The sequence below is a fragment of the Actinomadura nitritigenes genome, from assembly GCF_017573545.1.
In the GTDB taxonomy this organism is placed as follows: Bacteria; Actinomycetota; Actinomycetes; order Streptosporangiales; family Streptosporangiaceae; genus Spirillospora; species Spirillospora nitritigenes.
Genome location: NZ_JAGEOK010000012.1, coordinates 228,803 through 241,609 on the forward strand (window position 1 = coordinate 228,803; position 12,807 = coordinate 241,609).

General features: G+C 74.6%; 11 protein-coding genes. 4 read left to right on the forward strand and 7 right to left on the reverse strand.

Annotated features, from left to right (window positions below; translation table 11 throughout):
- Positions 1–36 precede the first annotated feature (36 nt).
- A complete protein-coding gene (locus J4557_RS20405) occupies positions 37–975 on the reverse strand; it encodes a hypothetical protein (protein ID WP_208268308.1) in 939 nt (312 codons plus the stop codon).
- A 172-nt stretch (positions 976–1,147) separates the two neighbouring features.
- Here J4557_RS20405 and cofD point away from each other — a divergent pair, with 172 nt between their 5' ends.
- Positions 1,148–2,098, forward strand: coding sequence for a 2-phospho-L-lactate transferase (cofD, locus tag J4557_RS20410; RefSeq protein WP_208268309.1), 951 nt, complete (start codon positions 1,148–1,150; stop codon positions 2,096–2,098).
- Positions 2,095–3,381: a coenzyme F420-0:L-glutamate ligase gene (locus J4557_RS20415; RefSeq protein ID WP_208268310.1), complete on the forward strand. Its 1,287-nt coding sequence runs from the start codon at positions 2,095–2,097 to the stop codon at positions 3,379–3,381. Before cofD ends, J4557_RS20415 begins: the two co-directional genes overlap by 4 nt.
- A 47-nt stretch (positions 3,382–3,428) precedes the next feature.
- Here the strand turns inward: J4557_RS20415 and J4557_RS20420 are convergent, their stop codons facing one another.
- Both J4557_RS20420 and J4557_RS20425 read right to left on the reverse strand, forming a co-directional pair.
- On the reverse strand, positions 3,429–4,445 hold the full coding sequence (locus J4557_RS20420) for a substrate-binding domain-containing protein (RefSeq protein ID WP_208268311.1): 1,017 nt from the start codon (positions 4,443–4,445) through the stop codon (positions 3,429–3,431).
- Between the two features lie 66 nt (positions 4,446–4,511).
- Positions 4,512–7,064 (reverse strand): bifunctional FO biosynthesis protein CofGH, encoded by a 2,553-nt coding sequence (locus tag J4557_RS20425; protein WP_208268312.1) that lies wholly within the window; start codon positions 7,062–7,064, stop codon positions 4,512–4,514.
- Between the two features lie 257 nt (positions 7,065–7,321).
- Here J4557_RS20425 and J4557_RS20430 point away from each other — a divergent pair, with 257 nt between their 5' ends.
- The gene (locus tag J4557_RS20430) at positions 7,322–7,693 is read left to right on the forward strand and encodes a hypothetical protein (RefSeq protein WP_208268313.1); all 372 of its coding nucleotides are present in this window, start codon (positions 7,322–7,324) and stop codon (positions 7,691–7,693) included.
- Here J4557_RS20430 and J4557_RS20435 read toward each other — a convergent pair.
- The 4 genes from J4557_RS20435 to J4557_RS20450 all read right to left on the reverse strand — a co-directional run bounded on the left by J4557_RS20435 (position 7,611) and on the right by J4557_RS20450 (position 11,707).
- Positions 7,611–8,555 carry a DNA-3-methyladenine glycosylase family protein gene (locus tag J4557_RS20435; protein WP_208268314.1) on the reverse strand — a complete coding sequence of 315 codons (945 nt, stop codon included), beginning with the start codon at positions 8,553–8,555 and terminating at the stop codon, positions 7,611–7,613. The genes J4557_RS20430 and J4557_RS20435 overlap by 83 nt on opposite strands.
- Positions 8,548–9,615, reverse strand: coding sequence for a mannose-1-phosphate guanylyltransferase (gene manB, locus J4557_RS20440; protein ID WP_208268315.1), 1,068 nt, complete (start codon positions 9,613–9,615; stop codon positions 8,548–8,550). The genes J4557_RS20435 and manB overlap by 8 nt, the downstream gene beginning before the upstream one ends.
- 37 nt (positions 9,616–9,652) lie before the next feature.
- Positions 9,653–10,822, reverse strand: a complete 1,170-nt coding sequence (locus tag J4557_RS20445; RefSeq protein WP_307800099.1) for a glycosyltransferase family 4 protein — start codon at positions 10,820–10,822, stop codon at positions 9,653–9,655.
- Between the two features lie 180 nt (positions 10,823–11,002).
- On the reverse strand, positions 11,003–11,707 hold the full coding sequence (locus tag J4557_RS20450) for a class I SAM-dependent methyltransferase (RefSeq protein WP_208268316.1): 705 nt from the start codon (positions 11,705–11,707) through the stop codon (positions 11,003–11,005).
- Positions 11,708–11,804: 97 nt separating this feature from the next.
- Between J4557_RS20450 and J4557_RS20455 the strand changes: the two genes are divergently transcribed.
- Complete coding sequence (locus J4557_RS20455; RefSeq protein WP_307800100.1) at positions 11,805–12,806, forward strand: lysylphosphatidylglycerol synthase transmembrane domain-containing protein; 1,002 nt, start codon at positions 11,805–11,807, stop codon at positions 12,804–12,806.
- Position 12,807: the final 1 nt, after the last annotated feature.

Below are 12,807 nucleotides of genomic sequence, written 5' to 3' on the forward strand. Positions count from 1 at the left end.
GGGTCAGCGAGGCGGATCACCGCGGACCGGCGCCGGTCACTGCGGCGGCGGGGGGCGGTTGTCGCGGTACCAGTCGCCGCCCTCATCGGGCCGCTGCTCGCCCTGCGGCTGCCCGGGGTGGGTGCCCTGGGGCCCCTGCTGGGCCGCGCCCTCCTGGCCGGATCCGCCGTAGGCGCGGGTCCACTCGCCCATCTCTTCCTGCTGGTCGGCGGGCTGCTGCGGCTGCTCGCCCCCCTGCGGCTGCCCCGGCTGCGCCTGCGGCTGGGCCTGCCCCGGCTGGGCGGGCTGGCCGGGCTGGCCGGGCTGCGCCTGGCCGTACTGCTGGTACTGCGGCTGGCCGTACTGCTGCTGCCCGTACTGCTGGCCGTACTGCTGCGCGGCCTGCTGGCCCTCGGCGCCCTGCTGGCCGTACTGGTCACCCTGCTGGCCGTACTGCTGGTACTGCTGGTAGCCCTGCTGCTGGCCGTAGCCCTGCTGCCCGTACTGCTGCCCCTGCTGGTAGCCGTAGTCGGGGTAGCCCTGCTGCATCTGCGGCTGCGGGCGCGCCGGCTGCATGCCCTGGAAGACGGTGAAGACGAACCAGCCCGCGACGCCGATCACCGCGATCTTGCCGCCGCCGGCGAGGAACACCGCGAGCTTGCTGAGGGCGCTCGCGCCGTCGGCGGCCATCGCGCTCAGCCAGGAGATGACGGCGAACAGGGCGGTGACGCCGAGCACGCCGAGCGCGCCCATGGTGATGGTGCGCGCCTGCGGGGTCGCGGCGCCCCAGGTCGTCAGCACGACCGCGAGGACGGCCAGCCCGACGCAGACGATCTGCGTGAACAGGGTGTCCTGGGCGGCCCCGAGCGCACGGTAGGTGAAGGCACCGCCGCCGCCGAGCAGCAGGATGATGCCCGCGAGCAATTGGACGCCCGCCGAGGCGAGCAGTACCCAGGCGGCCGGTTCGCGCAGGCGCTGGACGGCTTCCTTGTTCACGGTGACTTCTCCAGACCGAGGCAATCGGATGACACGCAAAGCTTTGCACATCCCGCCCGGCCCCGTCTCTGTCCCCCGCGGCACGCCAAAACGCTAGAAAGGCGCGGTTCGCGGGCGCCGAACGCGCACTGCGCGTCGAGAGCCGCCCACCCGGCGCCCTAGGCTGATCGGCATGAGGATCGTGGCGCTGGCGGGCGGCATCGGGGGAGCCCGCTTCCTGCGCGGGCTCCAGGCCGCCGCCCCCGAGGCGGAGATCACCGTCATCGGCAACACCGGGGACGACATCTCCCTGTTCGGGCTGCGTGTCTGCCCCGACCTGGACACCGTGATGTACACCCTCGGCGGCGGGATCAACGAGGAGCAGGGCTGGGGACGGACGGACGAGACGTTCGCCGTCAAGGAGGAGCTGGCCGCCTACGGCGTGGGGCCCGGCTGGTTCGGGCTCGGCGACCGCGACTTCGCCACCCACATCGTCCGGACGCAGATGCTGGCGGCCGGGTACAAGCTGTCGTCGGTGACCGAGGCGCTGTGCGACCGGTGGAAGCCGGGCGTGCGGCTCATCCCGATGACCGACGACCAGGTCGAGACGCACGTGGTCGTGGAAGACCCGGAGCGCGGCCGGCGCGCGATCCACTTCCAGGAGTGGTGGGTGCGGCTGCGCGCGTCGCTGCCCGCGCTGTCGATCGCGCCGGTCGGCGCCGACGAGGCGAGGCCGGCGCCGGGCGTGCTCAAGGCGATCGAGGAGGCGGACGTGGTGCTGTTCCCGCCGTCCAACCCGGTCGTCAGCATCGGGACGATCCTGGCGGTCCCCGGCATCCGCGAGGCGGTCGCGGCGAACACCGTGGTCGGCGTGTCGCCGATCATCGGCGGCGCACCGGTGCGCGGGATGGCGGACGCGTGCCTGACCGCGATCGGCGTCGAGACGTCGGCGAAGGCGGTGGCCGAGTACTACGGGCTCGGGCTGGTGGACGGCTGGCTCGTCGACGAGGCGGACGCCGACGTGCGGGTGGAGGGCATCGAGGTGCGGTCCCGCCCGCTGCTGATGAGCGACCCGGAGGCGACGGCGGCGATCGCGCGCGCGGCGCTCGACCTGGCCCTCCGGCTGAAGAAGGAAGCACCGTGAACCTGCAGGTGTTCGGCATCCCCGGGCTGCCCGAGGTCGGCGAGGGCGACGACATCGCCGCGCTGGTCCCGGCGGACATGGTCGAGGACGGGGACGTGCTGGTCGTCACGTCCAAGATCGTCAGCAAGGCGGAGGGCCGGGTCCTGGTCGCGGACGACCGGGAGAAGGCGATCGACGCCGAGACGGTGCGGGTGGTGGCGCGGCGCAGGCACGCGCGCGGCGAGACCCGGATCGTGGAGACGCGGCAGGGGCTGGTGCTGGCGGCGGCGGGGGTGGACGCGTCCAACACCGCGCCCGGCACCGTCCTGCTGCTGCCGGAGGACTCCGACGCCTCCGCGCGCCGCATCCGCGCGGGCGTGCGGGAGCGGACCGGCGCGGACGTCGCGGTCATCGTGTCCGACACGCTCGGCCGGCCGTGGCGCAACGGGCTGACGGACGCGGCGATCGGCGTGGCGGGCCTCGCGCCGCTCAGCGACCTGCGCGGCACCGACGACCCGTACGGCAACCGGCTCGAGGCGACCGTCACCGCCGTCGCCGACGAGATCGCGGCGGCGGCGGAGCTGGTGAAGGGCAAGCTCGACGGGGTGCCGATCGCGGTGGTGCGGGGGCTGGCGCACCTGGTGACCGGCGGCGACGGCCCGGGGGCGCGGCAGCTCGTCCGGCCGCCCGCCGAGGACATGTTCCGGTACGGGTCGGCGGACGTGCTGCACGCGCGCCGCACCATCCGCGAGTTCACCGCGGACCCGGTCGACCCGGAGGCGGTGCGGCGCGCGGTCGCCGCCGCGATCACCGCGCCGGCGCCGCACCACACGACGCCGTGGCGGTTCGTCCTGCTGGAGTCGGCGGAGTCCCGGACCCGGCTGCTGGACGCGATGCGCGACGCGTGGGAGGGCGACCTGCGCCGCGACGGCTTCTCCGAGGAGTCGATCGCCAAGCGGCTGCGCCGCGGCGACGTGCTGCGCCGCGCGCCCTACCTGGTCGTCCCGTGCCTGGTCATGGACGGCTCGCACGACTACCCCGACGCGCGCCGCGCGGCCGCCGAGCGCGAGATGTTCGTCGTGGCGACCGGCGCGGGCGTGGAGAACCTGCTGGTCGCGCTGGCGGTGGAGGGGCTCGGGTCGTGCTGGGTGTCCAGCACGATGTTCTGCCGCGACGTCGTCCGCGAGGCCCTGGACCTGCCGGACGAGTGGGACCCGATGGGCGCGGTCGGCGTCGGCCACCCCGCCGCCCCGCCCCGCGACCGCCCGCCCCGGACCCCCGACGCGTTCATCGAGGTCCGCTGACCCGCGGCGTGTCGCCCTCGCGGCACCGCTCATGAGGGCGGCACGCCTCAGCGCCTCCAGGCGGAGAGAGCCCGGTCGATCTCCTCGGAGGTGGGGAGGCGGAGGGCGCGCGGCGGCGCGGCCGAGAGGCCGTGCTCGCGGGCGTAGGCGTCGCCGAACGTGCCGTCGGGGGCGCGGAAGCCGGCCTGCTGGAGCGCGTCGCGGGCGGACCGCGCGCCGAGCGCGTCGCCGAACGCGGCCGCCGCGTCGCGGTGCCGCCGGTCGCGGGCCGTGACCGCGTACGGGTGGTCGAGCAGGAGCGTGCCCTCGTCCGGGACGATCGGCGTCACCGGGTTGGGGCGGTGCGCGCCGTTGTAGGCGATGGCGGCCTGCTCGGTGGTGACGGTGAGGGACCGGTCGAGGCGCCCGGCGGTGGTGAGCCCGGCGAGCACCGCGGCCGAACCGCCGGACGCGTCGTCCGCCGGGGACGGCGCGGCCCCGCGCAGGTCGCCGGCGACGTCGCCCGCCTTCCCGCCGACCCGCTCGACGGCGAGCATCGCGACCATCCCGCTGGTGCCGACGGCCGGGTCCGCCGCCCTGCGGGCGAGGGCGACGCCGCCCGCCCTGTCCTTGAGCAGCAGCTTCCAGCTCATGGCGACGTGGTCGGCGGCGAACTCCTCGGCCACCGGCCGGGTCATGGCGAGCACCACGGGCGTCGCGGCGAGCGGCGTCCCGCCCGGCGGCACGTCCCCGCCGCCTGCGTCGTGGACGATGCCGAGCCACACCGACGACTCCGGCACCCAGGCGTCCGCGCGCCGCCGCAGCTCGGGACGGCGGGCGAACTCGGCGGGCGCGACGGCCGTCACGCGCGCGCGGACGCACCGTCCGCCGACGCGGTGCTCCTCCACGTTGAACCGGGCCGCGACGTCGCGCAGCGCCGGCGCGATCTCCGGCTGCGCGGCGACCGCGACGCGCACCGTCCCGCCCGCGCACGACGACGGCCCCGGCAGCAGGCCGAGCGCCCACGCGCCGCCGCCGGCGCCCGTCACGACGAGCAAGGCGGCCGCCCACACCTTCCACCTCACCCGTCAGTCATACCGGAGCGGCGAGCCGCCGTCATGGGCGGTGCCCTGACGGCGGCTCGCCGCGGCTCAACGGGGGGTGAGGGTGAGGGTGGGGCGGCCGAAGTGGCCGATGCCGTCGGTCTTGCGGGCGGCTTCGAGGCGCTCGGCCGGGACCTCGCCGTAGAGGGTGGTGCGCTGGCGGGCGGGGCGGCCCGCGCGCGCGGCGATCTCCTCCAGCTCGCTGATCGGCTTGAACGACCCGTTCTCCGACCCCGCCATCCGGCTGATGGTCTCCTCCATCAGCGTCCCGCCGAGGTCGTTGACGCCGCCCTTCAGCACCCGCGTGCACAGCTCGTCACCGAGCTTCACCCAGGACGTCTGGATGTTGGAGATGGCGCCGTGCAGCAGGATCCGCGCCAGCGCGTGGACGGCCACGTTCTCCCGCACGGTCGGCCCCGGACGCGCGAGCCCGGCCAGGTAGATCGGCGAGTTGTGGTGGACGAACGGCAGCAGCACGAACTCGCTGAACCCGCCCGTCCGCTCCTGGATGGAGCGCAGCAGCTTGAGGTGCGCGACCCAGTGCGCGGGGGTGTCGACGTGCCCGTACATCATCGTCGACGTCGTCGGGATGCCGATCTCGTGCGCGGTGGTGACGACCTCGACCCACTGGTCGGTGGGCAGCTTGCCCTTCGTCAGCACCCAGCGGACGTCGTCGTCGAGGATCTCGGCGGCCGTCCCGGGCAGCGAGTCGACGCCCGCCTCCTTCGCCGCCTCCAGCCACTCGCGGATGGACAGGTCGGTGCGGGACGCGCCGTTGACGACCTCCATCGGGCTGTAGGAGTGCAGGTGGATGCCAGGGGCGCGGCGCTTCACCTCGCGGGCGAGGTCGAAGTAGGCGGTGCCGGGCAGGTCCGGGTGGATGCCGCCCTGCATGCAGATCTCGGTGGCGCCCGCCTCCCACGCCTCGTCCACCCGGTCGCCGACCTGCTGGAGCGACAGCGTGTACGCGTCGGCGTCGGTGCGGCGCTGCGCGAACGCGCAGAACCGGCAGCCGGTGTAGCAGACGTTCGTGAAGTTGATGTTGCGGGTCACGACGTAGGTGACGTCGTCGCCGACCGTGTCGCGGCGCAGGTCGTCGGCCAGCTTCGCGAGCGCGTCCAGTTCGGGGCCGTCGGCGTGCAGCAGCGCGAGTGCCTCGTCGTCGGTCAGGCCGGCCGGGTCGCGCTCCGCGGCGGCGAGGGCGGCCTTGACGTCGGCGTCGAACCGCTCGGGGGCGGCCATCCGCTCCTTGAGGGCGTCCCAGTCGCCGTAGACCTCGTCGAAGTCGTCGCGCCGGTCGGACGTGCGGCCGGTCGTGTCGATCTCGGTGTGCAGGTCGGTGCGCCCGGACGCCTCGAACCCGCCGTCGGGCTCCTGCCACGGCCGGCCCTCCACGACGGCGTCCTCGCGGGCGAGCCCGGTCGCCGGGTCGGCCAGCGCGGACACGTGCCCGAGGAGCCGCGGGTCCAGCCACGGCTCGCCGCGCTTGACGTACTCCGGGTAGATCGTGAGGCGTTCGCGCAGCTCGAAGCCCGACTCGCGGGTCCGCTCGGCCAGCTCGTCGATCTGCGGCCAGGGACGCTCGGGGTTCACGTGGTCCGGCGTCAGCGGGGAGACGCCGCCCCAGTCGTCGATGCCGGCGCGCAGCATCAGGGCGTACTGGTCCGCCACCAGGTTCGGCGGCGCCTGAACGCGCGCCTTCGGCCCGAGGACGATCCGCGTCACCGCGATCGTCGCGGCGAGCTCCTCCAGTTCGGCGTCGGGCGTGTCCCGCATCTTGGTGTCCGGCTTCGCGCGGAAGTTCTGCACGATCACCTCCTGGACGGCGCCGTACTCGCGCATCGTCCGGCGGATCGCGAAGATCGCGTCCGCGCGCTCCTCGACGGTCTCGCCGATGCCGATGAGGATGCCGGTGGTGAACGGGACGTTCGTCCGGCCGGCGTCCTCCAGCACCCGCAGCCGGACGGCCGGGTCCTTGTCCGGCGAGCCGAAGTGCGGGCCGCCGCGCTCGCTGAACAGCCGCGTCGCGGTGGTCTCCAGCATCATCCCCATGGACGGCGCGACCGGCTTGAGCCGCTGGAAGTCGCGCCACGTCAGCACGCCGGGGTTCAGGTGCGGCAGCAGCCCGGTCTCCTCCAGCACGCGGATCGCCATCGCCCGCACGTAGGACAGCGTGTCGTCGTAGCCGTGCGCGTCGAGCCACTCGCGGGCCGGCTTCCACCGGTCCTCGGGCCGGTCCCCGAGCGTGAACAGCGCCTCCTTGCAGCCCATCGCCGCGCCCTGCCGCGCGATGTCGAGGACCTCGTCCGGGCTGAGGTACGGCGCGTCCAGCCGGTGCGGGACGGTCGCGAACGTGCAGTAGCCGCAGCGGTCCCGGCACAGCCGGGTCAGGGGGATGAAGACCTTGCGGCTGTAGGTGATGATCCCGGGACGTCCCGCCGCCGCGAGACCGGCGTCCCTGGTCCTCGCCGCGTAGGCGAGGAGATCGTCGAGCTGCGGGCCCCGGGCCCGCAGCAGCGTCGCGGCCTCGGACTGGTCGAGCGTCTTCCCGTCACGCGCACGGGCCAAGGCCCGCCTCACCGCGTTCTCAGTGGCCTCCATGCGGGCACTCTATGCCAATCGTCATATTTTGCGATGCGGCGGGGGCCCGAAAACCGGCGATCACCCCGATACAGCCCGCCCCGCTCCCGGACTATTCCCGCGAGGACCCCCCAACTCGGGATGTAGCGGAACTTAATGAATGCGTCGAGAAAGAGTCGCTGGTCCTCAATGTTGGACTGAGTCAAGCTATGAGTGCGAGAGGGTCGTCCCCCCGGGCGGAACCGCCGCCGCACGGCCCTCGCCGAAGGAACAGTCCCATGCTGGTCATGCTCGCGATCATCGTCGTGCTCGCCGTCCTCGCGCCCGTCTTCGGCGCCGACACCCGCGACGGCCTCAACTGGACCCCGGGCAGTGCCCACCTGCGCCGCCCTCGGCGTCGGGCGCTGGACGCCCTCCTTCAACGGGCGTCGCGGCGATCGCTGCATCGCTCCGACTCGCCTGGCGGCTCGCTGCGCGATCAGGTTCTCGCGGGCTCGAACCTGCCTTCGGGCGCGGTCGCGACGCTCAGTACCGGCGCTGGCCGGGGCGACGCGGGCGATGCGCGGGTCAGAAGCTCCGGTAGTCGCGGACGGGAAGGCGCGGGCCGCGCCGCGGAGGCCGCGCACCGGACGATTCCAGCAGCCGGGTGACCCGGTGCCGATGCCCCGCGTACGGCGCCAGGAGCTCCAGCATCCCGTCGTCGTCGACCTTGCGGCCCGCCAGCGCCCAGCCGACCAGGCCGGGCAGGTTGTAGTCGCCGACGGAGACGGCGTCGGGATCGCCCGCCGCCCGCTGCCGGACCTCCGCCGCCGTCCAGACCCCGACGCCCGGCAGCGTCCGCAGCCGGGCCTCGGCCGAATCGTCCTCCAGCCGGGCGGCGACCCGGGCCGCGCCGATGATGGTCCGGGCCCGGACCGCCTCCAGGCCGGACCGGTGCCACTCCCACGACGGGATCCGGACCCACACCGCGGGCGGCGGCGGGACCAGCAGCCGCAGCGCGGCGGGCGCGCCCGGCGCCGGCTCGCCGAACCGGCGCAGCAGGTACCCCCAGGCCCGCCACGCCTCCTGCGCGAGGACCTTCTGCTCCATCACCGCCGGGACGAGCGCCTCGAACACCCGGTTCGTCCGGCCGATCCGCAGCCCCGGCCGCAGTAGCGCCTGCCGCCGCACGATCTCGTGGTGCGCCTCGAACCCCTCCGGTTCGTCGGACGCCCCGAGCAGGTCCGGCAGGCCGTGCAGCAGCCACTCGGCGCCCGGACCCCACGCCCGCCCCTCGACGGCCGCGCCGCTGCGGCGGATCCGCAGCGTGCCCGGGCCCTCCGGGGTGAAGGACGCGCGCCAGACCGTCCCGTCCCGCTCCACCCGGAACGCCGGATCGTGATGGCCGCGCCGGTGCGGCCCCAGCGTCGCCCCCACGTCGACCTCGAACCCCGGCGCCCACACCCGCCGCAGGCCCCCGGCGGCGCGACCCGGCAGCGGCCCGGACGCGACGCCCGCCGCGCCGTCAGGCATCGGTGGAGAAGCGGACCGCCGTGGCCGGCAGCTCGATCCCCGGCCAGACGCGCAGCCCGCAGCACAGCTCGTTGCCGGGGCCGACCACCGCGCCGTCGCCGAGGATGACGCCGTCCAGCACCGCCCCGGGGCCGACGCGCGCGCCGCGGCTCAGCACCGAGTCGCGGACGGTCGCGCCCTCCGCGACGAACGAGTCGTCCAGCAGCACGCTGCCGATGACGGTGGCGCCCGCCTCGACCACGGCGCCGCGCCCGACCGTCGTGCCGCCCCGCACCACCGCGCCCGGCGACACCGTCGAACCGGCGAGGGCGAGCCGCTGGCCCGCCTCGCCCGGCATCGCCGGCGAGTCGATCCTGCCGAGGACGAGGTCGCAGGACCCGCGCACGAACGCCTCCGGCGTGCCGACGTCCAGCCAGTAGTCCGACTCGACATGCCCCATGACCACGGCGCCGGAGGCGATCAGCGACGGGAACGTCTCCCGCTCCACCGAGACGACCTCGTCCTCGGCGATCGTGTCGATCGCCGAGCGCCGGAACACGTAGCAGCCCGCGTTGATCTGGTTCGTCACCGGATGGGACGTCTTCTCCAGGAACGCGGTGACGCGCCCCGCGCCGTCCGTCGGGACGCAGCCGAACCGGGTCGGGTCGTCCACCTCGGTGAGGTGCAGCGTCACCGCCGCGCCGGCGTTCTCGTGCACCTTCACCTGGGCGCGCACGTCGTGGCCGGACAGGATGTCGCCGTTGAGGATCAGCACCGGGTCGTCCGGGCCGCAGGTCAGCGCGCGCGCCGCGTTGCGGATCGCGCCGCCCGTGCCGAGCGGCTGCGCCTCGCTGACGTACACCAGGTCCACGCCGTATGCGCGCGGGCCGAACGCCGCCTCGAACATCTCCGCGCGGTAGGACGTCGCGAACACGATGCGCTCGACGCCGGCGGCGTGCGCGCGGGCCAGCTGGTGCGCCAGGAAGGCCACGCCGGCCGTGGGGAGCAGCGGCTTCGGGGTGGAGATCGTCAAGGGGCGCAGGCGCGTGCCCTGGCCTCCCACCAGGAGGATCGCTTCCACTCGGTTCCTTTCTCCACCACGGTCCTGGTGACGAAGCCTAGTGGGTGGCCGATGCCGGCCCGCGACCGTGGGACGCCTCGTGCTGCCGGACGGCCCGCTCGTAGGACGCCAGGTGCGCCTCGGCGGACGCCGTCCAGGTGAACTCCAGCGACCGGGTGTAGGCGGCCTCCGCCAGGCCGGCGCGGCGGGCCGGATCGCCGCTCAGCGCCGTCAGCGCCGACGCGATGCCCTCCGGGTCCGGCTCGGTGTAGGCGACCGCGTCGCCGCCGACCTCCGGCAGCGGCCCGCGCCGCGTCGTCAGGACGGGCGCGCCGCACGCCATCGCCTCCAGCACCGGCAGGCCGAACCCCTCCCCGCGGCTCGGCAGCGCCACCACCAGCGCGCCGCCGAAGAACCCGGGCAGCGACGGCCACGGCAGGTATCCCGGGCGCAGCACCCGCATCCGCGGCGGCACCGTCGCCATCGCCGCGTCGATCTCGTCGTCCCAGCCGCCGCCGCCCGCCAGGACCAGCGCCGGCGGGTCCTCCAGGCCGGAGCAGGCGCGCACCCAGCCTCGGATGAGGTTCGGGACGTTCTTGCGCGGCTCCAGCGCGCCCAGGTAGGCGACGTACGGGCGGCCGTGCAGGCCGAGCCGGTCGGAGACCTGCTTCACCTCCGCCTCGGACGGCCGGTGGAACACCTCGTGGTCGACGCCGTGGTAGGCCACGTCGATGTGCTCCGGGTCGGCGCCCAGCACCCGGACCAGTTCGTCCCGAGTCGCCCGCGACGGGACGATCAGCCGGGTCGCGCGGCGCGCCGCGGTGCGGGTCGCCGACTTGACGTAGGTGGTGCGGACCGGGTCGTGCACCTCCGGCTCCGCGAACAGCGTCACGTCGTGGATGGTCACCACCGTCGGCCGGACGGCGCTGACCGGCATCGTGTACGTCGGCAGATGGATCACGTCGGCCTCGACGCCGTCGGCGACGTGCGGCAGGCCGGTCTGCTCCCACGCCAGCCTGGTCGCGCGGTGCGCCAGCGCCGCCGGGCCCGCGACGATCCGGGCCCCGGGCGCGAGCTGCCCGTACCGCTTCTCGTCCGCGCGCTGGCACGCGACCGCGAGGTCCGCGCCGAGCGCGTGCAGGGCCGACAGCAGGCCGTCCACGTACCGTCCGAGCCCGCCCCTGTCTGCGGGTACCGCGGTGGCGTCGAGCAGGATCCGAGGCGCCACGGTCCACTCCCCCATTCCGGCGCTTCCGCCGTAGTGGCGTAGATCACTCTTTACCGTTCGAGCCTACGCCCGCGACCGGTCCGGGCGCGCGACCTCCGCGCCGCTCGCCGCCGCGAGTCATGGAGAGGCCCTACCCGAGCCCCCGAGCCCATACCTTTCTTCCTGGGCCCGTCCCCACACCTATCTCTTGCGCGCGTGCACCAGGACGATGCTGCCCTGCCGGTTCGGCGCGTTCCGGTCGGCGAGCGCGACCAGCGGCGCCAGCGGGGCCGCCGCGTTGAAGCCGACCTTCCCGCCGTACGTCGACAGCGACAGGTAGAGGCGCTCCGTCGCGGCCGTCCTGAACTGGTAGGAGTGCTGCACCAGGTCGAGGCCCCGCTCGTCCATCAGCTTGCGCAGGCTCTCGTGCGTGTAGGTGTGCTGCACGTGGTACTTCGCCTTGTGCGCGTCGCGCAGCTTCGGCCACGCGTCGGCCCGGCTCAGCACGTCGGCGGACATGAAGATCTCACCGCCGGGCTTCAGTACCCGCGCCATCTCGTCCAGGGACTTCCCGCCGTCGTCGAAGTGCTCGATCGCGCACACCGACAGGACCGCGTCGAACGAGGCGTCGCCGAACGGCAGCCGCAGCGCGTCGCACTCGATCAGCGCGGGCGCGTCGGCGAGCGTCCGGCCGTACACCATCTTGCCGCGCGCCAGGTCGATCGAGACCGCCTGGGCCCCGCGGCGGCGCGCGCGCCCCGCCCAGTAGCCGTCGCCGCCGGCGACGTCGAGGACCCGCTTGCCGCGCAGGTCCCGTCCCATCCAGGACAGCAGCGTCCCCGCCTCGCGGTACCGGCACACGTGCACCTGGTGCCCCATGAAGGCGACCACATCCGAGATTTTCATCGTCCCCAACTGTAGGGCGCGGCGGGCCGCGGCGCGGCCGAAGCGGCGCCGCGGGAGCCGCGGCGCGCCGGGATCCCGGTTCGCCTACGCTGGGCGCGTGAACATCAAGGTCGTCGCAATGCGGGCCCTGCGCGTGCTGCTGGTACTGCTCGCGCTCGGCTTCTGCGCCTACAGCGTGGTCCACCAGTGGGACGCGACGACGAAGGCGTTCCGGGAGATGTCCTGGCCCACGCTCGCCGGCGCGCTCGTGACGGGCCTGGCCGGCCTGTTCGCCTGGACGCTCGGGTGGCGGACGTTCCTCGGCGGCCTCGGCTCGCACCTGCCGCTGAAGGTCGCCTACCGGATCTCTGCGGTGTCCCAGCTCGGCAAGTACGTGCCGGGCAAGGTGTGGGCGCTCGTCACCCAGATCGAGATGGCCCGCGAGCACAAGGTGCCCGCCGAGCGCAGCTTCGGCTCGACGCTGCTGGCCGTGGCGACCTCGACCGCCTGCGGGCTGGCCGTCGCGGCGGTGACGCTGCCGCTGACGTCGGCGGCCGCGCGCCGGGAGTACTGGTGGCTGTTCCTGCTCGCCCCGTTCATGCTCGCGGCGCTGCACCCGAAGATCGTGACGTGGGCGCTCGGCGTCCTGCTGAAGCTCGTCCGGCGCCCTCCGCTGGAGCACCCCGTCAGCCTCGGCGTGACGCTGCGGGCCGTCGGCTGGACGGTCCTCGGCTGGGCGCTGTTCGGCGTCCACACGTGGCTGCTGTGCCTGGCCGTCGGCGGCGACGGCCCCGGGCTGCCGTTCCTCGCGACCGGCGCCTACGCGCTGGCGTTCGTCGCCGGGTTCCTCGTGTTCATCGCGCCGGGCGGCATCGGGGCGCGGGAGGCCGCGCTGACGGTGGTGCTGACGCCGGTGCTGCCGGCGGGCGCGCCCGTCGTGGTCGCGATCGCGTCCCGCGTCGTGCTGACGGTCGCCGACCTGCTCAACGCGGGTGCCGGCCTCCTCCTCGGCCGCTCCGCCCGCCGCCACCGCGCGGAGGCCGCGCTCTCCGAGGACGAGGACGGGAATGAAGACGGGCGCCCCGCGCTTGTCAGGGGTACCCAGCCTACGAAGGAGTGAC